Annotated in this window: 19 protein-coding genes; 10 read left to right on the plus strand and 9 right to left on the minus strand. The window is 70.1% G+C overall.

Features of this window, described 5'->3' with window-relative positions; genetic code table 11:
* Positions 1-128: 128 nt before the first annotated feature.
* From ACWD2L_RS36400 to ACWD2L_RS36435, 8 genes are all read right to left on the minus strand, one after another.
* On the minus strand, positions 129-1,052 hold the full coding sequence (locus ACWD2L_RS36400) for a S66 peptidase family protein (protein ID WP_351342503.1): 924 nt from the start codon (positions 1,050-1,052) through the stop codon (positions 129-131).
* Positions 1,049-3,151 (minus strand): prolyl oligopeptidase family serine peptidase, encoded by a 2,103-nt coding sequence (locus tag ACWD2L_RS36405; protein ID WP_451193233.1) that lies wholly within the window; start codon positions 3,149-3,151, stop codon positions 1,049-1,051. Before ACWD2L_RS36405 ends, ACWD2L_RS36400 begins: the two co-directional genes overlap by 4 nt.
* A gap of 109 nt (positions 3,152-3,260) precedes the next feature.
* Positions 3,261-4,613 carry a M20/M25/M40 family metallo-hydrolase gene (locus tag ACWD2L_RS36410; protein ID WP_351342507.1) on the minus strand — a complete coding sequence of 451 codons (1,353 nt, stop codon included), beginning with the start codon at positions 4,611-4,613 and terminating at the stop codon, positions 3,261-3,263.
* Positions 4,606-5,439: a M55 family metallopeptidase gene (locus ACWD2L_RS36415; RefSeq protein WP_351342508.1), complete on the minus strand. Its 834-nt coding sequence runs from the start codon at positions 5,437-5,439 to the stop codon at positions 4,606-4,608. Before ACWD2L_RS36415 ends, ACWD2L_RS36410 begins: the two co-directional genes overlap by 8 nt.
* A gap of 127 nt (positions 5,440-5,566) precedes the next feature.
* Positions 5,567-6,292, minus strand: coding sequence for a methyltransferase domain-containing protein (locus ACWD2L_RS36420; protein ID WP_351342510.1), 726 nt, complete (start codon positions 6,290-6,292; stop codon positions 5,567-5,569).
* An 85-nt stretch (positions 6,293-6,377) separates the two neighbouring features.
* Positions 6,378-8,759, minus strand: coding sequence for an ATP-binding SpoIIE family protein phosphatase (locus tag ACWD2L_RS36425; RefSeq protein WP_351342512.1), 2,382 nt, complete (start codon positions 8,757-8,759; stop codon positions 6,378-6,380).
* 379 nt (positions 8,760-9,138) lie between these two features.
* Positions 9,139-11,532, minus strand: a complete 2,394-nt coding sequence (locus tag ACWD2L_RS36430) for an MFS transporter (protein ID WP_351342514.1) — start codon at positions 11,530-11,532, stop codon at positions 9,139-9,141.
* Between the two features lie 213 nt (positions 11,533-11,745).
* Positions 11,746-12,189 carry an SRPBCC family protein gene (locus tag ACWD2L_RS36435; protein ID WP_351342515.1) on the minus strand — a complete coding sequence of 148 codons (444 nt, stop codon included), beginning with the start codon at positions 12,187-12,189 and terminating at the stop codon, positions 11,746-11,748.
* Positions 12,190-12,357: 168 nt separating this feature from the next.
* Between ACWD2L_RS36435 and ACWD2L_RS36440 the strand changes: the two genes are divergently transcribed.
* Positions 12,358-13,398 carry an Rv2578c family radical SAM protein gene (locus tag ACWD2L_RS36440; protein WP_351342517.1) on the plus strand — a complete coding sequence of 347 codons (1,041 nt, stop codon included), beginning with the start codon at positions 12,358-12,360 and terminating at the stop codon, positions 13,396-13,398.
* A 78-nt stretch (positions 13,399-13,476) separates the two neighbouring features.
* Here the strand turns inward: ACWD2L_RS36440 and ACWD2L_RS36445 are convergent, their stop codons facing one another.
* A complete protein-coding gene (locus ACWD2L_RS36445; protein WP_351342518.1) occupies positions 13,477-14,049 on the minus strand; it encodes an adenylosuccinate lyase in 573 nt (190 codons plus the stop codon).
* Between the two features lie 316 nt (positions 14,050-14,365).
* Between ACWD2L_RS36445 and ACWD2L_RS36450 the strand changes: the two genes are divergently transcribed.
* The 9 genes from ACWD2L_RS36450 to pssA all read left to right on the plus strand — a co-directional run bounded on the left by ACWD2L_RS36450 (position 14,366) and on the right by pssA (position 25,333).
* Positions 14,366-16,156 (plus strand): 3-hydroxyacyl-CoA dehydrogenase family protein, encoded by a 1,791-nt coding sequence (locus ACWD2L_RS36450; protein WP_351342520.1) that lies wholly within the window; start codon positions 14,366-14,368, stop codon positions 16,154-16,156.
* Positions 16,157-16,241: 85 nt separating this feature from the next.
* Positions 16,242-17,066, plus strand: a complete 825-nt coding sequence (locus ACWD2L_RS36455; RefSeq protein ID WP_351342533.1) for a TetR family transcriptional regulator — start codon at positions 16,242-16,244, stop codon at positions 17,064-17,066.
* A 471-nt stretch (positions 17,067-17,537) separates the two neighbouring features.
* Complete coding sequence (gene ccrA, locus ACWD2L_RS36460; protein ID WP_351342522.1) at positions 17,538-18,875, plus strand: crotonyl-CoA carboxylase/reductase; 1,338 nt, start codon at positions 17,538-17,540, stop codon at positions 18,873-18,875.
* A gap of 22 nt (positions 18,876-18,897) precedes the next feature.
* Positions 18,898-20,946 (plus strand): protein meaA, encoded by a 2,049-nt coding sequence (locus ACWD2L_RS36465; protein WP_351342524.1) that lies wholly within the window; start codon positions 18,898-18,900, stop codon positions 20,944-20,946.
* On the plus strand, positions 20,943-21,905 hold the full coding sequence (locus tag ACWD2L_RS36470) for an HpcH/HpaI aldolase/citrate lyase family protein (RefSeq protein WP_351342526.1): 963 nt from the start codon (positions 20,943-20,945) through the stop codon (positions 21,903-21,905). The genes ACWD2L_RS36465 and ACWD2L_RS36470 overlap by 4 nt, the downstream gene beginning before the upstream one ends.
* A 7-nt stretch (positions 21,906-21,912) precedes the next feature.
* Positions 21,913-22,416: a MaoC family dehydratase gene (locus tag ACWD2L_RS36475; RefSeq protein WP_351342527.1), complete on the plus strand. Its 504-nt coding sequence runs from the start codon at positions 21,913-21,915 to the stop codon at positions 22,414-22,416.
* A 27-nt stretch (positions 22,417-22,443) separates the two neighbouring features.
* Positions 22,444-23,649: an acyl-CoA dehydrogenase family protein gene (locus ACWD2L_RS36480; protein WP_351342529.1), complete on the plus strand. Its 1,206-nt coding sequence runs from the start codon at positions 22,444-22,446 to the stop codon at positions 23,647-23,649.
* A 192-nt stretch (positions 23,650-23,841) separates the two neighbouring features.
* On the plus strand, positions 23,842-24,498 hold the full coding sequence (locus ACWD2L_RS36485) for a phosphatidylserine decarboxylase (protein WP_351342531.1): 657 nt from the start codon (positions 23,842-23,844) through the stop codon (positions 24,496-24,498).
* 52 nt (positions 24,499-24,550) lie between these two features.
* Positions 24,551-25,333 carry a CDP-diacylglycerol--serine O-phosphatidyltransferase gene (gene pssA, locus ACWD2L_RS36490; protein WP_351342535.1) on the plus strand — a complete coding sequence of 261 codons (783 nt, stop codon included), beginning with the start codon at positions 24,551-24,553 and terminating at the stop codon, positions 25,331-25,333.
* Positions 25,334-25,356 lie beyond the last annotated feature (23 nt).

Here is a 25,356-nt window from a genome sequence, read left to right on the forward strand (position 1 = left end):
ATCGCCGCAGGGGCTAAAAAGATCGCCCCAATCGCCGGCGGGGCTTGATGATCAAGCCCCGCCGGCGATTGAGGCGGCCCGTCCGGCAGGACTTCCGGGAAGGGGTGGGGTGGGGGAAGAGGAATGGGTCAGGTGAGGGCCGGCGCGTCGAGCGTCAAGGTTCCGGACGCCGCGTCCAGTTCACCCGCCACACCCAGCGGAACCGTCAGAGCCCCCTCGCCGTGGCCGAAGCCGAAGTCCTCCACCACCGGGACGCCGAGCCCGCCAAGCCGGTCCATCAGCAGCGCGCGCAGCGGCTCGCAGTCGGTCCAGGAGCCGAGGAGGATCCCGGAGACGCCGTCGAGCAGGCCCCCGCGCAGGAGTTGCGTCAGGTAGCGGTCGACCCGGTACGCCTCCTCCCCCACGTCCTCCAGGCACAGCAGCCCACCCCTCCCCGACGACCTCGCCCCCGCCGCGCCGAGATCCGCCGCGAGCAGCGACAGGCAGCCACCGAACGTGACGCCGCGCGCCGTGCCGGGCACCAGGACCCCGCCACCACCCTCGACCGCCGAGATCACCCGCACCGTCTCCGGCTCGAACAGCGTCGCCCGCAGATGCTCCTGCGCCCGCGGGTTCTTGAGGAAGTCGGCCGCGGCGACCATCGGCCCGTGCAACGTACTCACGCCGAGCCGCACCGCGAACGCCTCGTGCAGCGCGGTGATGTCGCTGTAGCCGACGAACGCCTTCGGCCTGGCCGCGCGCATCGCGTCCCAGTCGAGGAGGTCGACCATGCGCTGCGCACCGTAGCCGCCTCGGGCGCACAGGACGGCGTCCACCTCCGGGTCGCACCAGGCCCGCTGGAGGTCGGCGGCGCGGTCGGCGTCCGCGCCCGCCAGGTAGTCGAACTCACCGTGGACGGACAGGACATGGGGCTCCACGATCGGGTCGAGGTCCCAGCCGCGCAGGATGTCGAGGCCGGCCTGGAGCCTGTCCTCGGGGACGGGGCCGCTGGGCGCGACAACGGCGACCCGCGCGCCCGGTGCCAGCCGCTTCGGGCGGCGCAGTGGCCTCACTTGGTCAGCTCAAGGATGGGGACGCCGCTGGGCTGGAGCCCGAACACCTGGGCGTACAGGGAGAGTTCGGCCTCCAGGGCGCGGATCATCGTGTCCGCCCGGCGGAATCCGTGACCCTCTCCCTCGAAGGCGATGTATGCATGCGGGACGCGTCGGCCCTCGCTCTCGACGCGCTCCAGGAACCGCTCGCACTGGACGGGCGGGCAGATCACGTCGTCGAGGCCCTGGAGGAGCAGGAACGGCGCCGAGAGGCGGTCGGCGTGCTCGGCCGGCGAGCGCTCCGCGTAGCGCGCGGGCACCTCGGCGAGCGGGCCGACGAGCGATTCCAGGTACCGGGACTCGAAGTCGTGGGTCTCCCCCTCGGCCCAGCCGGTGAGGTCGAGGATGGGGTAGATGATGGTGCCGCAGGCGTAGACGTCCGTGCTGGTCAGGGATGCCGCGCTGGTCCAGCCTCCGGCGCTGCCGCCGCGGATGGCGAGCCGCCCGCGGTCGGCGGTGCCCTCCTCGGCGAGGGCGAGCGCGACGGCCGCGCAGTCCTCGACGTCGACGACGCCCCACTGCTCGCGCAGCCGGTTCCGGTACTCACGCCCGTACCCGGTCGAGCCGCCGTAGTTGACCTCGGCGACGCCGATGCCGCGCGAGGTGAAGTAGGCGATCTCCAGGTCGAGTACGAGGGGCGCGTGGCTGGTGGGTCCGCCGTGCGCCCATACGACGTACGGCGGGAGCTCGCCGTCGGTGGCCACGTGGGTGGGGCTGTGCGGCGGGTAGATGTGGGCGTGGATGTCCCGTCCGTCGGGGCCGGCGAACGTGCGGATCTGGGGTTCCGGGTAGTACGCGGGGTCGACCGGGTCGTCGTGCGCGGCGCCGATCACGCGCGTGTGCCCGGTGCCGGTGTCCAGCTCGACGACCTCGGGCGCGGTGCGCGGGCTCGCGGCGACGCCGACGACGCGGCTGCCGTGCACCGCGAGCGTGGCCGACCACGCCGTCCAGGGCCCCGCCGTGTCCACGACCTCGCCGGTCTCGGGGTCGAGGATGCCGAGGGCGGTGGCTCCGACGCCGTGCACGACGGCGATCAGGCCGGCCTCCAGCGGCTTGAACCAGCTCAGACCGACCTTCCACATCGGCCCGCCGAACTCCTCGTCGCGGGCGCACAGCGGCCGGGCGGCGGCGAGCGTCGGGCGCGCGAGGGCGCCCTGCGGGGTCGTGGGCACGGACAGGGTGGCGGCCCCGCGGACGTCGGCGCCTCGGGACGGCTGCCCTCCCCCGGACGGGACTTCCCACCCACCGCGCACATCGAGCCGGTACAGGTTCCACCAGCCGCTACGGTCGGCGGCGAACAGCAGTCCGCCGTCGGGCGCCCACTCGACCTGGCAGACGGACTCCTCGTCGCCGCCCGCCACGGTCTGCGCCGGGCCGAAGGTGCCGTCGTCCGCGACCTCGGCGAGCAGCAGTTCCGTGCCGTCCCACGGCATCCGCGGGTGGTCCCAGGCGATCCACGCGGCGCGCCGCCCGTCGGGCGAGAGCCGGGCGGTGGTGACGAACCGGTGGGCGTCGTCGGAGAGTTCACGCACCGCGGACCGGTCCTGCGCCGCCGAACCGTCGAGCGGTACGGCCGCGACCAGGCGCCGCAGATCGCCCGGGCCCTCGCCGGTGAACTCCTCCAGGACGCACCAGACTTCGCCGCGCTCGACGTGCAACTGCGGGTCGACCCAGCGCAGTCCGTCGCCGATGTCCGAGACGGGGGTGAGCGGGCGCGGTTCGGCGCCGGGGGCGTCGGGCTCGTACGCGTACAGGCGCTGGTCGGCGAAGTTCACGAAGACGACCAGGGGGCCCTCGGGGCGCTCGGTCCCGGCCCAGGGGCGGCCGCCGTACTCGATGACGCGGCTGCGCACGTTCCACGGCGCGGGCAGCATCGAGTGCTCCGTGCCGTCGGCGAGCCGGCGCACCAGGGCGCGGCGGCCCGCCTCGGTGGGCCGGGGTTCGGTCCACCAGGCCTCGGCGCCGACGAAGCCGACGTACTCGGGCTGCCCGTCGTGCGCCGCCGCCAGTGCGGCGTCGATCGGCGACGGCCAGGATCCGTACTCTCGCGTGTGCAGCATGTCGTCCCCGCCCCGCATTTGTCCGGTGGCCCCCATGTTCTTCGCGTCCGCCATCTTTTCCTAGTCCGTGTTCCTGCGGGTGTTTCTGCCGATACGTGTGCGGGCTGCCTCAGGCCGTGCGCAGGAATCTGTCGAGCACGCGCACCCCGAAGTGCAGCGCCTCCACGGGAACCCGCTCGTCCACGCCGTGGAACAGCGCCTGGTAGTCGAAGCCCTCGGGCAGCTTGAGCGGGGCGAAGCCGTAGCCGGTGATACCGAGCCGGGAGAACTGCTTGGCGTCGGTGCCGCCCGGCATGCAGTACGGGACCACGTGACCCTCGGGTGCGAACTCCTCGACGGCCGCCCGCATCTTCGCGTACGCGGGCGAGTCGACCGGCGCCTGGAGGGCGACCTCTCGGTGGTGGTACTCCCAGTCGACGTCGGGTCCTGTGAGCTTGTCGAGGGTGGTTCTGAACTCGTCCTCGCCGCCCGGCAGATAGCGCCCGTCCACATGCGCCGTGGCCTCTCCCGGGATCACGTTGATCTTGTAACCGGCGGACAGCATCGTCGGGTTGGCGCTGTTGCGGACGGTCGGCTCGATCAGGGAGGCGGCCGGGCCGAGCGCCGCGAGCAGCGCGTCGACGTCGAAGTCCGGGGCGTCCACGTCGGCCGGGATGCCGTACAGCGCGGCCATCTCGGTCAGCGCGGCGCGCACCGTCGGGGTGAGCCGCACCGGCCACTCGTGCTCGTCGATACGGGCGACCGCGGCGGCGAGCCGGCCCACCGCGTTGGACCTGTTGACCTTGGAGCCGTGGCCCGCCCTTCCGCGCGCGGTGAGCTTCAGCCAGCCGGTGCCGCGCTCGCCCGCCGCGATCGGGTACAGCTGCCTGCCGCCGCCGTCGTGGAACGTGAAGGCGCCGGACTCGCTGATGCCTTCCGTGCAGCCTTCGAAGAGGCCGGGGTGCTGGTCCGCGAGGAAGCCCGAGCCGTCCTCGGCGCTGGCCTCCTCGTCGGCAGTGAAGGCGATGACGATGTCGCGCCGGGGCCGGAACCCGACGCGCGCCCACTGGCGGACGGTCGCCAGGATCATCGCGTCCATGTTCTTCATGTCGACCGCGCCGCGGCCCCACACGACGCCGTCGCGCACCTCGCCGGAGAACGGGTCGACGCTCCAGTCGGCCGCCTCGGCGGGCACGACGTCCAGGTGGCCGTGGACCAGCAGGGCGTCGGCCGTCGGGTCGGTGCCCTCGATGCGGGCGACGACATTGCCGCGGCCCGCGGTGCGCTCCAGGATCGTCGGCTTCAGGCCCGCCTCGGAGAGCTTCTCGGCCGCGTACTCGGCGGCGGGCCGCTCCTTGCAGTCGCCTCCGCCGCGGTTCGTGGTGTCGATGCGGATCAGCTCGGAGGTGAACGCGACGACCTCGTCGAGCGCCTGCTGGTCCACGGTCCCGAGGGATGCCGCGCTGGGGGCCTGCTCAGCCATACTGTTCCTCCACCGCGGACGAGGCGATCGTGGTGACCGCCTTGAAGGTGCGGATGCTCTCGTACATGGTCTCGTGGGTGTACGCGACTTTGCGCTCGCCGACCTGGCGCACGCCCGGCACGACGGTCGAGGCCATGGCGAGGTGCTCGGCGTCGAACTCCACCTGGATCGTGAACGGCCCGCCCCGCACCGGCTCGTGGCGCACCGCGATGGATGCGGCGTCCTTGGCGGCGGCCCGGATGTCGGCGGCGGTCCGCGCGGGGGTGCGGCACACGGCCGCGTACCGGGAGACGTGGTCCTTGACGGCGACCTTGCGGGCCTCGGGCGCGTACCCGAGCGCGTCGTCGCACGCGAGGTCGTCGCCGGTGACGAGGACGACGGGCACCCCGTACTCGGCCACCACATGCGCGTTCAGCAGGCCCTCGCTCGCCCGTATGTCGTTGATCCAGACGCCCGTGATCTGGTTCGCGAGGAAGGTGTGCGCGAGCACACCCTCCATGCCGGCGCCCGCGTGGTAGCCGATGAACGCGATGGCGTCGACGTCGCCGTGCTGGACGCCCTCCACCATGGACAGCGACTTGTGCCGTCCGGTGAGCATCTGCACCCGCTCGTCGAGCTGTTCGAGCAGGAGATTGCGCATCGTCCAGTGCGCCTCGTTGATCAGCACCTCGTCGGCGCCGCCGTCGAAGAAGCCGAGCGCCGCCGCGTTCACGTCCGACGTGAACATGGAACGGCAGCGCTCCCACTGCGGTGTGCCGGGGAGGACGTCCGCGGGCCAGGTGACGCCCGTGGCGCCCTCCATGTCGGCGCTGATAAGGATCTTCATGGCCAGAACCGTACGCGGATCCGCCCGAGCCGCACCAGACCTGTGGATAACTCTCAGTGGTGTAGACCAATTTCCCACCCGTTGAGAGGAGTTCCCGCTCGTCAGAGCGGTGCGGCGGCGCCCGGGATTAGTCTGACCGGCCCACCACCAGCCACGTCGACGGCAGCTCGATGCGGCCGCCGTCGGCCGAGAAGTCCGTGGTCATGAGCGGCAGCTCCCCCGCGGCGAGGACCGAGAGGCCCGCCGACGCAACGTACTCGGGCACGACCTCGTCCGAGACCTCGCCGGGCGCGATGCCGTGCGAGAACACCTCGCCCAGCTTGGGCGGCGGCCCGGCGGGGCCCGTCGCCAGTTCCTCCAGGATCGGCCGCGCCCGCTCCGACAGCTCGACGACGAAGCCGCGCCCGCGCTCGCCGACGAGCGCCGCGATCGCGTCGACGAGCAGCTGCCGGTCGGTGGGCTCGCTCTGGTGCAGCACGCCCCGCATATAGACGTTGACGTCGCCCAACTCGGCGTGCAGGGAAACCATTTGGTTGTTGTCCGTGGCGTCGAGCTCCCGGTAGTCGGCCTGTCCCGCGGGATCGGCCTCGCGCGCCCGAGCGAGGGCGGCGGCCGACAGATCGGCGCCGACCACTCTCGGGTAGCGGTCGGCGAGGAAGCGGGTCTGCGTGCCGTTGCCGCAGCCGAGGTCCACCATGGGCAGATCGGGTGCCGTCAACTCCGGTTCGAACAGCGCGAGATGGAGCCCAGCCGTGAGAGCGGGCTCGGCGTCCCAGAAGACACCGCCCGGCTCGGGCGAGGCATCCTCCCAGAAGCTCTCCCACGCTTCCTTGTAGCGCTCGCTCACGCTCATGGAACCCTCCCCAGGGTGCGGCGGCCGAAGTGTCAGATCGGTCTACCGCTCCGGGGCACGCCCCACAAGCACGGCGTACGCACCTTCACTTAGACGACGCGGAAAGTTCGAACCACACGGTCTTTCCCGTCGCGGTGCGGCTCGTGCCCCACGCGCGCGAGAGCCGCGCCACCACGCGCAGGCCCCGGCCGAACTCGTCGCCAGGGCCCGCGTTCAGCAGCGTCGGCAGCACGTGCTCGGTGTCCTCGACCTCGCACAGCAGCGTCCCGGAACGCACCAGGCGCAGCTGGACCGGGCCGCCGCCGGCATGGCACACGGCGTTGGTGACGAGTTCACTCACGATCAGTTCCGCGGAGTCCGTGATCCCCGGCAGGCTCCACCGGGCGAGCCGCTCGCGTACGAGGCCACGCGCGCGTGGCACCTCCGCGGGCTCCGGGGCGAAGGTCCAGTGGGCGACGTCGTCGCCCTCGAACCCGTTGAGCCGCGCGAGCAGCAGCGCCACGTCGTCCTTGCGGCCGCCCGTCGTGGCCAACGAGCGGATGATGGTGTCGCAGGCGTCGTCCATGGAGGCGGCCGGGTGGGCGGCGGACTCGCAGAGCGTCGCGAGTCCCACGCCGATGTCCTCGCCGCGCACCTCGACCAGGCCGTCCGTGCACATCACCAGGCGGTCGCCGGGCGCGACCGGGATCCGTACGGACTCGAAGGGCACGCCACCGACGCCGATCGGTGCGCCCGTGGGCAGTTCGAGCAGTTCGCTGCCGCCGTCCGCGGCGCGCACGAGGACGGGCGGGATGTGCCCGGCGTTGGCGAGGTGCAGCTCGCCCGCGATGGGGTCGTAGACGGCGTACAGACACGTCGCGAGGTAACTGTCGCCGAGCCGCTGCGCCAAGTCGTCCAGATTGCGCAGGAGTTGGGCGGGCGGCAGGTCGAGCGCCGCCATGGTCTGCACGGCTGTTCGCAACTGGCCCATCATCGCCGCCGAGTTGAGCCCGTGGCCCATCACGTCGCCGACGACGAGCGCGGTGCGGGCGCCCGGCAGTTTGATGGAGTCGAACCAGTCACCACCGACCCGCCCGAGCAGCGTGCCCGGCAGATAGCGGGTGGCGATGTCGCAGCCCGGCATGTGCGGCTCGATCTGCGGCAGCATGCTGTCCTGGAGCGTCTCGGCGACGGCCTCCTGGTAGGTGTACATCCGCGCGTTGTCGAGTACGAGGCCGGCTCGCGCGGCGAGTTCGGCGCCGGTCACGCGGTCCATGTCGTTGAAGACCGGCCGCTCCTGGTGGCGCAGCAGGATCATGAAGCCGAGCACGACGTTGCGCGCCTTCAGCGGGACGACCAGCATGGAGCGGTGGTTGATGAGCGGGCGGATGTCCCGCTTCTCGAACTGCGACGCGATCGCGTTGCCCATCTCCTCCGAGATGTACGGCACGAGGACCGGGTCGCCGCTGGTCATGCACTGGAAGAACGGGGTGTGCACCGGGAACGGCATGGACTCGCCGACGGGTACGACATCGTCCCAGCGGCCCGGTTCGTCGGTGTGCTCCAGGGCGACGCGGTGCCACATCGTGGTGGCGTCGGGCGCGCCCTCGGGGAAGCCCTCACCCGCGACGACCTGCTCCCGCAGATACGTGCCCGCCACGTCGGTGAAGCGTGGCACGACGGCACGGCTGACCTCGACGATGGTGCGGGAGAGGTCGAGGGACGAACCGATTCGCCCGCTCACCTCGTTGAGGAATTCGAGGCGGTCGCGTACGGCGGCGTATTCGAGGTCCTCGGCGGTGTCGGCGTCGTCGAGGGGCGCGCGCGGGGACGGCACGCCGAGTGCGGTGGCGCGGGCGGCCTCGGCGCGGCGGGCCTTGCGCTCGGTGCGCCTGGAGACGCCCCAGTCCGCGGTGACGGGGACCCGGTCGTGCTGGCTGAACTCCAGGACGGGGTAGCCGAGTTCGAGTACCTGCGACACGATGCGGGCGCTCTCGGAGACGCTCATGCTCGGCAGGATCTCGGGGAGCTTGCGGGCGAGTTCGTCGGCCGCGGGGAAGTCCGTGTGCAGCGCGAAGGCGGGGGCCATGCGCTCGACCTCCGGTTCTTCGTCACCGCCCAACTGGTGGGCGTCGGCGGCCAGTACGAGCAGCCGTTCCGGGCCCGGGCCGACCAGGGGGTACGCCCACCACAGGACGTCGATGCGATCGCGGGGCACGGCGCTGGTGTCGAGGCGGGCGCGGCCGGCGGCCGGGTAGGAGAGCTGTCCGCCGAGCGACTCCTCCAAGTCGTGGGGTGCGGGGCCCTGTTGGGGGAGCGCGCCGGACACCGGGAGCAGGTCGGCGGCGGGGCGGCCCACCGCGTCCTCCTTGGGCGGGCCGAAGAGGCGGCGGGCGCCGCTGCTCCAGTGCGAGACGCGGCCCGCGTGGTCGACGAGGACGACGGCGAGCGGGACGCGGCCCTGCGGGGCTTGACCGGTGCCGTTCATCGCCGCACTCCTTCCCTCGGGGCGCCGGGGGTGGGCGGCGCCTCTTTCCACGGTACGGCTCCGCCGGTTGGCGGGTGGCTCCTTGGCGGTAATTGGGCCGCGCCCCTTGACTTGCGGCCGACCGTCCCTACGCCACGGGGCTCCGCCCGGACCCCGCTGCTCAATCGCCGCAGGGGCTTAAATTGCCCACCCGCCGCTGGGACATGAAGGTGGCCGCCACCCCCGCCTTGGGCAATCTGCCGCCTTGGGCGGCAGGGTGGGCAAGGCGGCGCCCCGGTGCGGCGCGCTCGATACCGTAGGCGCCGAGCCCGGCACGGCTCGAAAAACCCCCGGTGTCGCGCAAGAGAACCACCGGCGCCGACCCCGTCCCCCGCGCCGGTCAGTCGTCGTGGCCCAGTTGGAGGTCGTGGTCTGTGCGGGTGCCGCCGGTGACCTGGAGGACTGTGGCCACCGGGGGGTAGCCCGCGGCGATCACCGTGTACTCGCCGGAGGCCAGGTCGACGAAGCGGAACGTGCCGTCAGGGCCCGTCGTCAGCGTGTCCACCACGTTGCCCGCGACGTCGAGCAGCGTCACCCTCGCATCCTCCACCGGCCGGCCACTACCCGCCCGCACCGTCCCCCTCAGCATCGCCCCGCCCGCGAGCTCCACGTCCTGGCGGGTCTCACGGGCGGCCATCACCGTCACCGGCATCGCGGCGGGCCGGAACGCGGGGGCGCTGGCGGCCAAGGTGTACTCGCCGGCCACCAACTCCGTGATGACGTAGGCGCCTTCGCGGCCGGAGCGGGTCGTCGACACCACTTCGCCGTGCGCGTTGGTCAGCGTAACGATGGCCTCGCGTACGGGAGTTCCGTCCGCCGTGAGCACCGAACCCGCCAGGCGACCCGCGCCGCCGAGGACGACGTCGAGGTCGACGGGGCGCTCGCCCACCGTGACCGTCACGGCCTGCGGCTGGTGGCCGCCGGCCGCCGCGATCAGGACGTACGAGCCCGTGCCCGGCGTGGCGAGCGCGTAGCGGCCGTCGTCGCCGCTCGCGCCACGGCCGATCTGGGCGCCGGACACGTCGATGAGGGTGAGCGCGGCGCGCGGCACCGGGGTGCCGTCGGAGTGCCTTACGGTCCCGCAGACCGGGAGGCCCGCAGCGTGGGAGCCGCGCTCCTGGGGCGGGACGACGGCGTGTTCGGAGCCAGTGCTGCTGGACAAGAGGGGTGTCTCCTTGAGGAAGAAGGCGAGGAGCAGGCCCAGGACGAGGACCGGCACCAGGTAGAGGAAGATCCGGGGCATCGCGTCGGCGTACGCTTCGATGTACGGGGTGCGCAACGCCGCGGGCATCGCGTGCACGAGCTGCGGGGTGATGGACTCGGCGTCGGGCAGGCGTCCGCCGCCGGTGACCCGGTCGGCGAGCGAGTCGGCGAGCCGGTTCGCGAAGAGCGTGCCGAAGATCGCGGCACCCACGCTGCCGCCGATCTGCCGGAAGTAGTTGTTGGCGCTGGTGGCGGTACCGAGGTCCGAGGCGCGTACGGAGTTCTGCACGGCGAGCACGAGGACCGGCATGATCAGGCCGATGCCCGCGCCCAACACGGCCATGTAGACGCTGTATTCGAGGCGGGGGGTGTCGACTTCGAGGCGGGAGAGGAGGTACATGCCCGCCGTCGAGAGCGCGCCACCGAGGATCGGGTAGAGCTTGTAGCGGCCCGTGTGGCTGATGAGTTGGCCGGAGACGATGGAGGCGACGACCACTCCGCCCATCATGGGCAGCATCAGCAGCCCCGACTCGGTCGCCGACGCCCCGTCGACCATCTGGAGGAACGTCGGCAGATAGCTCGCCGCGCCGAACAGCGCGACGCCCACGACCATGCCGACGAGCCCGCTGACGTTGAACACGGAGTCGCGGAACAGCCGCAGCGGGATGAGGGGTTCGGCGGCGAACCCCTCGGCGAGGAGGAAGAGGAGCGTCGAGGCGAGGGCGCCCGCGCCGAGCCCGATGATGACGCGGTCGCCCCACGCGTACTCGGTGCCGCCCCAACTGGTCAGCAGGACGAGGCAGGTGGATGCCGTCGCCAGCAACAGGGCGCCGAGGACGTCGAGTCGGGCCTTATTCGTGGGCTTGGGGAGCTTGAGGACGACCGCCGTCACCGCGAGGGTGAGCAGGCCGAACGGGACGTTGATGTAGAAGCACCAGCGCCAGGAGAGGTGGTCGGTGAAGTAGCCACCGAGGAGCGGGCCGGCGACCGAGGCGAGGCCGAACGCGGCGCCGATCAGGCCCATGTAGCGGCCGCGTTCGCGCGGCGGCACGATGTCGCCGATGATCGCCTGCACGCCGATCATGAGTCCGCCCGCGCCGACGCCCTGGAGGGCGCGGAACGCGATGAGTTGGTCCATCGTCCGGGCGCGGCCCGCGAGCGCGGAGCCGATGATGAAGACGACGATCGCGAACTGGAAGACGCCCTTGCGGCCGAAGAGGTCGCCGAGCTTCCCGTAGATCGGCAGGCCGATGGTGGAGGTCAGCAGGTAGGCGGTGATCGCCCAGGACATCTTGTCCAGGCCGTGCAGTTCGCCGACGATCCGGGGCAGCGCCGTGGCGACGATCATCTGCTCGAGGGCGGCGAGCAGCAGCGCGAGCATCAGGCCGACGAAGACCATGCGCACGCGGCGCGGGCTGAGGCCGTGGCCGGGCAACTCGGCGGGTTCCGTAGGCCGTTGAGGCTCCGGCGGGAGATCGGGCGGGACCACCGGATCCCCGACCGGATCGGTCACCAGCGTCACCGTGCCCACCTGCAGCTCCCCTCGTCACCCTTGCGTGCCATTTCTCGCATTAGGCGACAACTGGGGGCAAGCGCGACGAGTCGCTGTTCAGGTGGGCCGGATCGACGTATCCGCCGGTAGGAGCCCTACGGCGTACAACGGCGGCAGAACGAAAACCACTCGAAACGGTGAGCGGTGGATCAGTGCGCGAGGGCCAGGGTCACAACTGCCCGCGTGCGCAGGTCACTTCTCGACTTCGGTCGCGAGTCCCGCGAGCACGGCGTCGTAGATGCGGCCGAGACCCTTGGGGGCGAAGGTCTTCTCGAAGAAGCCGCCGACGCCGCCCGCGCCGCTCCAGACGCTCGTGACGACGACGCGGGACTGTCCGTCGCCGGCGGGCGTGACGCGCCACGTCGTGACCATGGAGGAGTTGCGGTCCTTCTCGACGAGCTCGCCCTCGGTCGGCTCGGTCACGTCGAGCAGGCAGTCGCGCACGCGCTTGCTGGTGGCCTGGAGCTTCCAGTGCACGAGCGTGCCCTCGCCGTCGCCGCCCTCGCGCACCTCGTACTCGCTGAAGTGCTCGGGCAGCATCTTCGCGCGCGTGCCCTTGTAGTCGGCCAGAGCGTCGAAGACGTCGTCCGGCTTCGCGGCGACGACACGTTCCGTGGTGGCCTCGACCTGCGCCATGACACTTCCTCCAGCAATTGGTTCTTCAGGGACCGCCCATGGGCGGTGTCAAGACAACCACCCTCCGTACCGGCCGCCCAAATCGGGGCCGGACCCCGATCCGGGCGGGTTCGCACGATCAAGGGAACATGTGTTCTATTCTGTGGTCAGTGCTACCGAGGAGGCGTCATGCGCTGGGAGAACCTCACGGACGAGCCCGTCGACCACGGGCGGACCCGGGACGCCGCGCTGTTCGGCGCGGACGCAGTGGTGAGCAGGACGTTCGACACCCCGGAATTCCGCGGGGTGACGTTCCACGAGATCAGGGCCCGGTCGATCGTGAACCGGGTGCCGGGCGCGTCCCGGATGCCGTTCGAGTGGACCGTCAACCCGTACCGGGGCTGCACGCACGCGTGCGTCTACTGCTTCGCCCGCAACACCCACCGCTATCTGGACCTCGACACCGGGCTCGGCTTCGACAGCCAGATCGTGGTGAAGACGAACGCGCCGCAACTGCTGCGCCACCACCTCGCCTCGCGGCGCTGGCACGGTGAGCACATCGCGATGGGCACGAACGTCGACTGCTATCAACGGGCCGAGGGGCGCTACCAGTTGATGCCCGGCATCATCGAGGCGCTGCGCGACTACGCGAACCCGTTCTCGATCCTGACCAAGGGCACGCTGATCCTGCGCGACCTGCCGGTCCTGCGTCAGGCGGCCGAGGTGACGGACGTCGGGATCTCGGTCTCGGTCGGCTTCGTGGACCAGGAGCTGTGGCGCACCGTCGAGCCGGGCACGCCGGCGCCCGAGCGCCGCCTCGATGTCGTACGCGCCCTCACCGACGTGGGGATCGGCTGCGGGGTGCTGATGGCCCCGGTGATCCCCTTCCTGGGCGACCACCCCGACCAGCTGCGGGCGACGGTCCGCGCCATCGCCCAGGCGGGCGCGACGTCCGTGACCCCGCTGGTCCTGCATCTGCGCCCCGGCGCCCGCGAGTGGTTCATGGGGTGGCTGGCACAGCACCACCCGCACCTGGTGCGGCGCTACGAGCGGCTGTACGCGGAGGGTGCCTACGCCCCGAAGTGGTACCAGCGCCGGGTGACCCGCCAGGTCCACGAACTGGCCGAGGAGTTCGGCATCGGCCCGTCCCGGGCGGCCGCGCCCCGTCGCATCCCCGCGCGCGAGGAGGAACCGGCCCCTGAAGCGCCGACCCAACTGACCTTGCTGTAAAGACTTCCGGGCCCGGCGTTGTAAAGGCTTCCGGGCCCGGCGCCACTGCCGTAAAGCTCCCCCGCGCCCGACTCCGGCTCACCCCTGCGGCAGTCTCGCCAGCGCCGCCTCCGCGGCCATCGCGAGGCGCTGGTGCGTGGCCGCCTCCTTCAGTACCTCGCGGGCCCGGGGGTCGGCCAGGCTGCCGAGGCCCTCCACGCAGGCGAGGGCCACCTTCCGGTACGGGTCGTGCGGGACGAGGCGGCGACGGAGCGTGGCGATCAGGGCCGGGGCCGACTCCGGGGCCCGGAGCTGGGTGAGGAGGCGGACGGGGTGCAGCGCGTAGGCGACGCGGAGCTCGTTCGTCGCGAGCGCCGCCGCCGCCCGCGCCGTGCGCGGGTCGCCGAGCGCGGCGAGCGCCCGCGCCGCCGCGGCGCAGCGCTGCGGGTCACGATGATTGAGCAGCAGGACGAGGGATTCGAAGGCGCGGCCGTCGCCCGCGATGCCGAGCCGGTAGGCCGCCAGTTCCCGCGCCCACAACGGCTGCTGCGGCGCGGTGAGCACCGCCGCCAGCTCATCCTTGTCGTGGGTGGCGGCCAGCTGCTCGAACGCGGGCGTTCCGCCGGATTCCTTCCGGATGCGTTCCGTTACCGTTCGCGACTCTTCGTCCATGACGTCGAGGGTAGACGCGCACGGCCTGCGGCGACGTAGATCACAGCGACCTTTCAACAGTGGGGACTGGCGCGCTCGTTACTCGCTGGTTAAGCTCAGGTGAGCGGGGCATACTTCCCGCAGCACCGCTCGCGGCGGCCTGGTGACGCAGCCGTCGTGAATGTCAGTCGGTTCGGTACCCGTGTGTACCGCAGTACGGCCGGGCCCCGGGACAGGGCCGCCGGTTCGATTCAACTCCCGCCCTTCTTGCGCCCGTTGACGCGCGCACCCGGCGGTTCAGTCGCAGTCGTCACCCCTCATTCTCTGGAGTTCCCAGATGGACGCTCCCCTGTCCCGTATCTCAACTGTGGCCGTCGTCGGCCTCGGCACGATGGGCACCGGCATCGCCGAGGTCCTGGCCCGTGCCGGGCACGAGGTCGTCGGCATCGACATCAGCGAGTCCGCCACCGCCCAGGCCGTGGCGTCCCTGGAGGCCTCGACGGCGCGTGCGGTGCGCCGCGAGCACCTCACCGAGCAGCAGCGCGCCGACCTGCTGGCCCGCTTCCGTACGTTCACGGACCTGCAGGCCGCGGCCGAGGCCGACCTGGTGATCGAGGTCGTCCCGGAGTCGTACGAGATCAAGCAGCAGATCTTCCGCGAGCTGGACGCCGTCGTGCGCCCCGACACCATCCTCGCGACCGGCACCAACGCGCTCTCGGTGACCCGGCTCGCCGCCGACACGGAGCGGCCCGAGCGCGTCCTCGGCCTGCACTTCTTCAACCCGGCGCCCGCGATGAAGCTCGTCGAGGTGGTCTCCAGCGTGCTCACGGCGCCGGCCGCCGTCGCCACCGTGACCGATCTCGCCATCGAGCTGGGCAAGGATCCGGTGGCGGTCGGCGACCGGCCCGGCTTCGTCGCCGACGGGCTGCTCTTCGGCTACCTCAACCAGGCCGCCGCCATGTACGAGGCCAAGTACGCCTCGCGCGAGGACATCGACGCCGCGATGAAGCTGGGCTGCGGTCTGCCGATGGGCCCGCTCGCGCTGCTCGACCTGATCGGCGTCGACACGGCGCGCACCGTCCTCGACGCGATGTACGCCGAGTCGCACGACCGGTTGCACGCCCCCGCGCCGATCCTCAAGCAGCTCAGCGAGGCGGGTCTGACCGGGCGCAAGGCGGGCCGCGGCTTCTACACGTACGAGGCGGCGGGCAGCTCCGACGTGGTGCGCGACGCCCTGACGCCCCTCAGCGACAGCCTCACGGGCCCCGGCCGCACCGTCCGCTCCGTCGGCGTCGCGGGCTCGGGAACGATGGCCTCCGGGATCGCCGAGGTGTTCGCGAAGGCCGGGTACGACGTGGTGCTCGCGGCCCGCAGCGAGGAGAAGGCGGAGGCGGCCAAGTCCCGTATCGCCAAGTCGCTCAAGCGCTCTGTCGACAAGGGCCGGATGACCGCCGAGAACGCCGAGGCGACGCTCGCGCACATCTCCCCCGCCGGTTCCTACGACGCGTTCGCCGAGGTCGATCTGGCCCTGGAGGCCGTCGCCGAGGACCTGGACGTGAAGCGGCAGTTGTTCGCGACGTTCGACAAGGTCTGCAAGTCCGGCGCGATCCTCGCGACGACGACCTCCTCACTGCCCGTCGTCGCCTGTGCCCGCGCCACCTCGCGGCCGCAGGACGTCATCGGCATGCACTTCTTCAACCCGGCGCCGGCCATGAAGCTGGTCGAGGTGGTGCGCACGGTGCTCACGTCCGACGAGGTGCACGCCACCATCCGCGAGCTGACCCGCAAGGTCCGCAAGCACCCCGTGGACTGCGGCGACCGCGCCGGGTTCATCGTGAACGCGCTGCTCTTCCCGTACCTGAACAACGCGATCAAGATGGTCCAGGAGCACTACGCCTCGCTCGACGACATCGACGCGGCCATGAAGCTCGGCGGCGGGTACCCGATGGGCCCGTTCGAACTGCTCGACGTGGTCGGCCTGGACGTCTCCCTCGCCATCGAGCGCGTGCTGCACCGCGAGTTCCGCGACCCGGGCCTCGCCCCCGCTCCGCTCCTGGAGCACCTGGTGGCCGCGGGCTGCCTCGGCCGCAAGACGGGCCGTGGTTTCCGCGAATATGCCAAGCGCTGATTCGTTCGGGGAGGCCGAATCGGGTTGGGGTGGGCTGCTCGGGGAGCCGGGCGGCCCGCTGACCGGGGCACCACCGGGCACGTACATGCAGTACGTTCGGGGCATGTCCAAGGCCGACCAGTCCACTCGTACCCCCGCCACGCCCGACGCGCCGGAGAGCGCCGCCGGGAATCGGGCCGCCGCCCAGCGGCTCAAGATGCGCCGTGAGCTCGCGGCCGCGGCGATGGAACTCTTCGCCACGAAGGGGTACGAGGCGACGACGGTCGACGAGATCGCGGCGACGGCCGGGGTGGCCCGGCGCACGTTCTTCCGCCACTTCCGCTCCAAGGAAGAGGCGATCTTCCCGGACCACGACGACACCCTGGTGCGCGCGGAGGCCGTCCTGAACGCGGCGCCGCCCCTGGAGCACCCGCTGGACACGGTGTGCCGGGGCATCAAGGAAGTCATGAAGATGTACGCCGCGCAGCCCGCGGTGTCCGTCGCGCGCTACCAGCTGACCCGCGAGGTACCGACGCTGCGCGAGGCCGAGATCGCCTCGGTGGCCCGCTACGAGCGACTGTTCACCCGCTACCTCCTCGGCCACTTCGACGAGCAGGCGCACCACGACGGCAACGACGATCCGCTGCTCGCCGAGGTCGCCGCGTCCGCCGTCGTCACCGCCCACAACCACGTGCTGCGGCGCTGGCTGCGGGCGGACGGCCAGGGCGACGTCGAGACCCAGCTCGACCACGCCTTCGCGATCGTGCGCCGCACGTTCGGCACCGGCATCGGCGCGGGCCGCACCCCGGCCGCGCCCTCGACCCCCGCGCAGGTCTCGCAGAACGGCGAGGTCCTGGTGACGGTGGCACGCGTGGACGCGCCGCTGCCGGAGGTCATGCGCACGATCGAAGAGGCGCTCAGGAACCGGTAGCGGGACCGACCACCTCGAAGGCGCCCCACCTGGCACTGCGTGCCAGGTGGGGCGCCTTTTGCGTACCCCTCTCACCCCGCCGTCGAGCGTGGCGATCGATCATCGATCTTTCCGGCACCCGGAAACCCGCCCCTGACCTCGCCTGATCGATCATCGCTCACCTGAACGCCAATTCTTCCAGCTGAGCGAAACTAATGGCACGCAGTGCCTTGCCAGGCGTCACGGCGTGCCATACGTTGAAGTTGTCCGGGTGGCCGGCGCACGGAAAACTTCCGTGCAAGGGCTGTCCCCGCGAGGCACGTACGACCGTGGTTCGCGCACCCGGACGCCTGCGTCACAGGCAACCTTCCGCGCCACACCAAGCGCTGCCACAGCACCACCCGCCGAACCGACGGCACTCCCCCAAAAACATCAGCAGCCACATCCCGACTCAGCGATCCCCCTCAATCGCTCACCGCCGGAGGCAACACCGTGAAGGACATCCTGGACGCGATTCAGTCGCAGACCGCCACGTCTGCCGACTTCGCAGCCCTGCCGCTCCCCGACTCGTACCGCGCGATCACCGTGCACAAGGACGAGACGGAGATGTTCGCCGGGCTCAGCACCCGCGACAAGGACCCGCGCAAGTCCATCCACCTGGACGACGTGCCGGTTCCCGAGCTCGGCCCCGGCGAGGCGCTCGTCGCCGTCATGGCCTCCTCCGTGAACTACAACTCCGTCTGGACCTCGATCTTCGAGCCGATGGCGACCTTCGGATTCCTGGAGCGCTACGGCAAGTTGAGCGAACTGACGAAGCGTCACGACCTGCCGTACCACATCATCGGCTCCGACCTCGCGGGCGTCGTGCTGCGCACAGGACCCGGCGTCAACGCCTGGCACCCGGGCGACGAGGTCGTCGCGCACTGCCTCTCCGTCGAGCTGGAGTCGAGCGACGGGCACAACGACACGATGCTCGACCCCGAGCAGCGCATCTGGGGCTTCGAGACCAACTTCGGCGGCCTCGCCGAGGTCGCGCTCGTGAAGTCCAACCAGCTGATGCCGAAGCCGGACCACCTCAGCTGGGAGGAGGCCGCCGCTCCCGGCCTCGTGAACTCCACCGCGTACCGGCAGTTGGTGTCCCGTAACGGCGCCGGCATGAAGCAGGGCGACAACGTCCTCATCTGGGGCGCGAGCGGCGGACTCGGCTCGTACGCCACGCAGTTCGCGCTCGCCGGCGGCGCCAACCCCATCTGCGTCGTCTCCTCCCCCGAGAAGGCCGACATCTGCCGGGCCATGGGCGCCGAGGCGGTCATCGACCGGAACGCCGAGGGCTACAAGTTCTGGAAGGACGAGCACAACCAGGACCCGCGCGAGTGGAAGCGGTTCGGCAAGCGGATCCGCGAACTCACCGGTGGCGAGGACGTCGACATCGTCTTCGAGCACCCCGGCCGCGAGACCTTCGGCGCCTCCGTCTACGTCACGCGCAAGGGCGGCACGATCGTCACCTGCGCCTCGACCTCCGGCTACAACCACGAGTACGACAACCGCTACCTGTGGATGTCCCTGAAGCGGATCATCGGCTCGCACTTCGCCAACTACCGCGAGGCGTGGGAGGCCAACCGCCTGATCTCCAAGGGCAAGATCCACCCGACGCTGTCGAAGGTCTACTCGCTGGAGGACACCGGCCAGGCCGCCTACGACGTGCACCAGAACCGCCACCAGGGCAAGGTCGGCGTCCTCGCGCTCGCCCCCGAGGAGGGCCTCGGCGTGCGCGACCACGAGAAGCGGGCGCAGCACATCGACGCCATCAACCGGTTCCGGAACGTCTGAAATTCCGTAGGAGCTACTGCTGATGACTGAGCGTCAGAAGGACCGGCCGTGGTTGATGCGTACGTACGCCGGGCACTCCACGGCCGAGGCGTCCAACGAGTTGTACCGGCGCAACCTCGCCAAGGGACAGACGGGTCTGTCGGTCGCCTTCGACCTGCCGACCCAGACCGGGTACGACCCCGACCACATCCTCGCGCGGGGTGAGGTCGGCCGCGTCGGCGTCCCGGTGTCCCACCTCGGTGACATGCGGCGGCTGTTCCAGGACATCCCCCTGGAGCAGATGAACACCTCGATGACCATCAACGCCACCGCCATGTGGACCCTGGCGCTCTACCAGGTCGTCGCGGAGGAGCAGGGCGCGGATCTCGCCGCGCTCCAGGGCACGACGCAGAACGACATCGTCAAGGAGTACCTGTCGCGGGGCACCCACGTGTTCCCGCCGGGTCCCTCGCTCCGCCTGACCACCGACATGATCGCGTACACCGTCGCGAACATGCCGAAGTGGAACCCGATCAACATCTGCAGTTACCACCTCCAGGAGGCGGGGGCCACTCCGGTCCAGGAGATCGCCTACGCGATGTCCACCGCCATCGCGGTTCTCGATGCCGTACGCGACTCGGGGCAGGTCCCCGCCGAGAAGTTCGGGGACGTCGTGGCCCGCATCTCCTTCTTCGTGAACGCGGGAGTCCGGTTCATCGAGGAGATGTGCAAGATGCGGGCGTTCGGGCGGATCTGGGACCAGATCACGCGCGAGCGGTACGGCATCGAGAACGCGAAGCAGCGCCGCTTCCGCTACGGGGTGCAGGTCAACTCCCTCGGCCTGACCGAGGCCCAGCCGGAGAACAACGTCCAGCGGATCGTGCTTGAGATGCTGGCCGTGACACTCAGCAAGGATGCGCGCGCCCGCGCCGTTCAACTCCCCGCCTGGAACGAGGCGTTGGGCCTCCCCCGGCCCTGGGACCAGCAGTGGTCCCTGCGCATCCAGCAGGTTCTCGCCCACGAGAGCGACCTGTTGGAGTACGAGGACATCTTCGCGGGCTCGCACGTCATCGAGAAGAAGGTCGACGAGCTGGTCGCCGAGTCCTTCGCCGAGATCGACCGGATCCAGGAGATGGGCGGCGCCATGGCCGCCGTCGAGTCCGGCTACCTCAAGTCGCAGCTCGTCTCCTCGCACGCGGAACGCCGCGCCAAGATCGAGGCCGGCGAGGAGAAGATCGTCGGCGTCAACTGCTACGAGGGCACCGAGCCGAACCCGCTCACCGCCGACCTGGACACCGCGATCATGACGGTGGACCACGACGTCGAGGCCAGGGTCGTCCGCGCCATCGGTGACTGGCGGACGACGCGTGAGGAGTCCTCCGACCGGCAGGGCATGGGCGATCCGTTCCACTACCCGACCACCGGGCAGGCGCTCGACCGTCTCAAGGAGGCCGCGGCGGGCACGGAGAACCTCATGGAGGCCACCCTCGAATGCGCCCGCGCCGGGGTCACGACCGGTGAGTGGTCGGCGGCCCTGCGCGAGGTGTTCGGCGAGTTCCGGGCCCCCACGGGCGTCTCGTCTGCGCCGGTCGCGGTCACCGCGGAGGAGGGCACGCCGCTCGCGGAGGTCCGCGAGAAGGTCCGCCGCACCGGTGACGAACTGGGCGGCAAGCTCCGCCTGTTGGTCGGCAAGCCGGGCCTGGACGGGCACTCCAACGGCGCCGAGCAGATCGCCGTACGGGCCCGCGACGCCGGGTTCGAGGTCGTCTACCAGGGCATCCGGCTCACGCCCGACCAGATCGTGTCCGCGGCGCTCGCCGAGGACGTGCACTGCGTCGGCCTGTCGATCCTGTCCGGCTCGCACGCCGAGCTCGTGCCCGACGTGCTCGCCCGCCTGCATGAGGCGGGCGCCACCGACATCCCCGTGATCGTCGGCGGCATCATCCCCAACGCCGACGCCGAGGACCTGAAGCGGGCGGGTGTGGCCGCCGTCTTCACCCCCAAGGACTTCGGCATCACGGAGATCATCGGCCGTATCGTCGACGAGATCCGCACAGCGAACCACCTCGACCCACTGGAGGTCCCCGCATGACCCAGGTCAACCGCCTTCGCCCGCGCCGTTCGTGTCTGGCCGTGCCCGGCTCGAACCCGCGCTTCCTGGAGAAGGCCCAGGGCCTCGACGCCGACCAGGTCTTCCTCGACCTGGAGGACGCCTGCGCGCCGCTCGCCAAGCCGGAGGCCCGGCACACCATCGTCAAGTTCCTCAACGAGGGCGACTGGACGGGCAAGACGCGCGTCGTGCGGGTCAACGACTGGACGACCGAGTGGACCTACCGCGACGTCGTGACCGTCGTCGAGGGCGCGGGCCAGAACCTCGACTGCATCATGCTGCCGAAGGTGCAGAGCGCCGAACAGGTCGTCGCGCTCGACCTGCTGCTCACGCAGATCGAGAAGACGATGGGCTTCGAGGTCGGCAAGATCGGCATCGAGGCGCAGATCGAGAACGCGCAGGGCCTCAACAACGTCAACGCGATCGCCGAGGCCTCGCCGCGCACCGAGACCATCATCTTCGGCCCGGCCGACTTCATGGCCTCCATCAACATGAAGTCCCTGGTCGTCGGCGAGCAGCCGCCCGGCTACGGCGCCGACGCGTACCACTACATCCTGATGAAGATCCTGATGGCGGCCCGCGCGAACGACCTCCAGGCGATCGACGGCCCGTACCTGCAGATCAAGAACGTCGACGGCTTCCGCGAGGTCGCGGGCCGCGCCGCAGCCCTCGGTTTCGACGGCAAGTGGGTCCTGCACCCCGGCCAGGTCGAGGCCGCCAACGAGGTCTTCTCGCCCTCCCAGGAGGACTACGACCACGCCGAGCTGATCCTGGACGCGTACGACTACTGCACGTCCGAGGCCGGCGGCAAGAAGGGCTCCGCGATGCTCGGCGACGAGATGATCGACGAGGCCAGCCGGAAGATGGCGCTCGTCATCTCCGGGAAGGGACGCGCCGCCGGTATGCAGCGCACGTCCAAGTTCGAGATCCCGGAGGCGTGACGACACCATGCAGTTCGGCCGCACCTACGAAGAGTTCACCGTCGGGGACGTCTACAAGCACTGGCCCGGAAAAACGGTCACCGAGTACGACGACCACCTCTTCTGCCTCCTGACGATGAACCACCATCCGCTCCACATGGACACGAACTATGCGGAGAAGACGACGGACTTCGGCAAGAACGTCGTCGTCGGGAACTACATCTACTCGCTCCTCCTCGGGATGTCCGTGCCGGACGTGTCGGGCAAGGCGATCGCCAACCTGGAGGTCGAGTCGCTCAAGCACGTGGCGCCGACCTTCCACGGCGACACCATCTACGGCGAGACGACCGTCCTGGACAAGACTCCGTCCAAATCGAAATCGGACCGGGGCATCGTCTACGTGGAGACCAAGGGCTACAAGCAGGACGGCACGGTCGTCTGCGTCTTCCGCCGCAAGGTGATGGTGCCCACCGAGACGTACATCAAGGAACGCGGCGGCGAACAGCCCGGCCGCCCGTCGCCTTCCCATTAACACCGTCAAGTCGCAGGAGAAGTAGCCATGAGCCGACTCGCCCAGACCCACGGCCTGACCGAAGTGCAGCGGGAAATCCTCTCCACGGTCAGGGACTTCGTCGACAAAGAGATCCTCCCGGTAGCGACCGAACTCGAGCACCGGGACGAGTACCCGCAAGAGATCGTCGACGGGCTCAAGGAGTTGGGCCTGTTCGGGCTCATGATTCCCGAGGAGTACGGGGGTCTGGGCGAGTCGCTGCTCACCTATGCGCTGTGCGTGGAGGAGATCGCGCGCGGCTGGATGTCGGTCTCCGGCATCATCAACACCCACTTCATCGTCGCCTACATGCTCAAGCAGCACGGGACGCAGGAGCAGAAGGACCACTTCCTGCCCCGCATGGCGCTCGGCGAGGTGCGTGGCGCATTCTCCATGTCCGAACCGGGACTTGGCTCCGACGTGTCGGCCATCACGTCAAAGGCGGTTAAGGACGGCGACAGTTACCGCCTGAACGGCCAGAAGATGTGGCTGACGAACGGTGGTTCGTCAACGCTCGTGGCCGTTCTCACGCGAAGTGATGAAGGTCACCCGGAGGGCTCCGCGCCGCACAAGTCGATGACGACGTTCCTCGTGGAGAAGGAACCCGGTTTCGGTGAGGTCCGTCCAGGCCTGACCATCCCCGGAAAGATCGACAAGATGGGGTACAAGGGCGTCGACACGACCGAACTCATCATGGATGACCTGCACATTCCGGCCAATCGCGTACTGGGCGGAGAGACCGGCCGCGGCTTTTACCAAATGATGGACGGCGTGGAGGTCGGGCGCGTGAATGTCGCCGCGCGTGGCTGCGGCGTCGCCCAGCGTGCATTTGAACTGGGTGTCGATTACGCGCAGCAACGGCACACTTTCGGAAAGCCGATCGCGCAGCACCAGGCGATCCAGTTCAAGTTGGCCGAGATGGCCACCAAGGTCGAGGCCGCCCATGCGATGATGGTCAATGCAGCACGCAAAAAGGACTCAGGGGAACGTAACGACCTCGAGGCAGGGATGGCCAAGTACCTGGCCTCCGAATACTGCAAGGAAGTCGTGGAGGACGCGTTCCGGATCCATGGCGGCTACGGCTTCTCCAAGGAGTACGAGATCGAGCGTCTCTACCGCGAGGCACCGATGCTGCTGATCGGCGAAGGTACCGCCGAGATCCAGAAAATGATCATTGGTCGTCGACTCCTCGAGGAGTATCGATCCCAAGGCTGATCCTGGGCCAGATGTCCGTTTACGGGGTGTTTCTTCGCGAAGAAGATCACACCCCGTAGGCGCGCTCCGGGAGACGCCTGCCGTCCGATGTGGCTTCCTGGCTTGCCCAGTTGTGGCTCGCAACCGATAGCATCCCGGAAAAGCCGCCGTCCCCCGTAAACTGCGCGGCCTCATCCGCTACGAAGGTCATCCATGCCCCACAGCCAAATCTCTGCACCACGCGACGGCGTCCTCAAGGGACGTCTTGCGCGCGGAGCCTCGCCGTGGCTTCTCCCGACCGTCGCCACGGCTGCCCTCAGCCTGGCGCGCTCGCGTCGCTCCAAGAAGGCAGCCGCACTCGCCGTTCCGACCACCGCTCTGGCGGCCGGCATGCTGTGGTTCTTCCGCGACCCCGAGCGCGAGATCGCCGATGGCCGGGTCATCTCCCCGGCCGACGGTGTGGTGCAGAGCATCATGCCGTGGAAGGACGGGCGCACCCGCGTCGCGATCTTCATGAGCCCGCTGAACGTGCACGTGAACCGCGCTCCCCTCGCGGGCACGGTCAGGTCGGTCGAGCACATCCCCGGTGGTTTCGTTCCCGCCTTCAACAAGGAGAGCGAGAACAACGAGCGGGTGGTGTGGCACTTCGACACCGAGCTCGGTGACATCGAGATGGTCCAGATCGCCGGCGCCGTCGCCCGCCGCATCGTGCCCTACATCCCCCAGGGCACGAAGGTCGAGCAGGGCGAGCGGATCGGCCTGATCCGCTTCGGTTCGCGTGTCGACATCTACCTCCCCGAGGGCGTCGAGGCCGACGTCGAGGTCGGCCAGAAGACGGTGGCTGGGGTGACCCGAATTGACCGTGACTGACCACGAGACTCCGGCCTGGGCCGATGACGACCTGGCGGACGACGCGGAGGAGATGCCGCTGTCGCTTCGTCTGTCGATAGCGGACACCCTCACGCTGGGCAACGCCACGTGCGGCTTCATGGCCGTCTACTTCACGACGACCGGGATCCTGATCCCGCACATCCAGGGCAGCTCGGACTCCGGCATGGCGCGGCACTCCGCCGCGACCGCCGTGATCCTGATGCTCGCCGCCGCGATCTTCGACCTGTTCGACGGTCTGGTGGCGCGCAAGCTGCGGTCCTCGCCGATGGGCGCGGAGCTGGACAACCTTTCCGATCTCATCAGCTTCGGCCTCGCGCCCGCGTACTTCGTGCTCGTGTACGGGATGGTCGCCGACGACGCGCACCAGAGAGTCGCGGCGGTGGGCGCGATCGTTGTGCTGTTGGCGGTGGTGCTGAGGCTTGCGCGGTTCTCGTGCGTGACCGTGAAGGACGGCACGTTCCAGGGGATGCCGTCGCCGTTCGGCGCGCTGACCGTCGTCTCGATCGTGCTGCTCGAGCTGCCCTTCGTGGCGACGCTCCTCGCGATCATCGGTACGGCGTGGCTCATGGTGAGCCGGGTCGAGTACCCGAAGCCGCGGGGGCGGCTCGCCGTGGCGATGCTGGGGTGGATCGTGGCGAGCATGGGGCTGCTTGCGGCGTGGGCGTTCGACGCGCCCGGCGGGCAGCTGCTCCTTGCGATGGGGTGCACGCTTCAGGTGGTCCTGGGGGCGGTCATCCCGTTGTTCGCGACGGCTCGCCGTGTGAATAATTTCCGGGGGAATCGGCGGGAGGCGCGGGCCACGCAGTTGCCGTAGCCCGACGGAACGTGTGGGCGGTG

Source organism: Streptomyces sp. NPDC002754 (assembly GCF_053592315.1).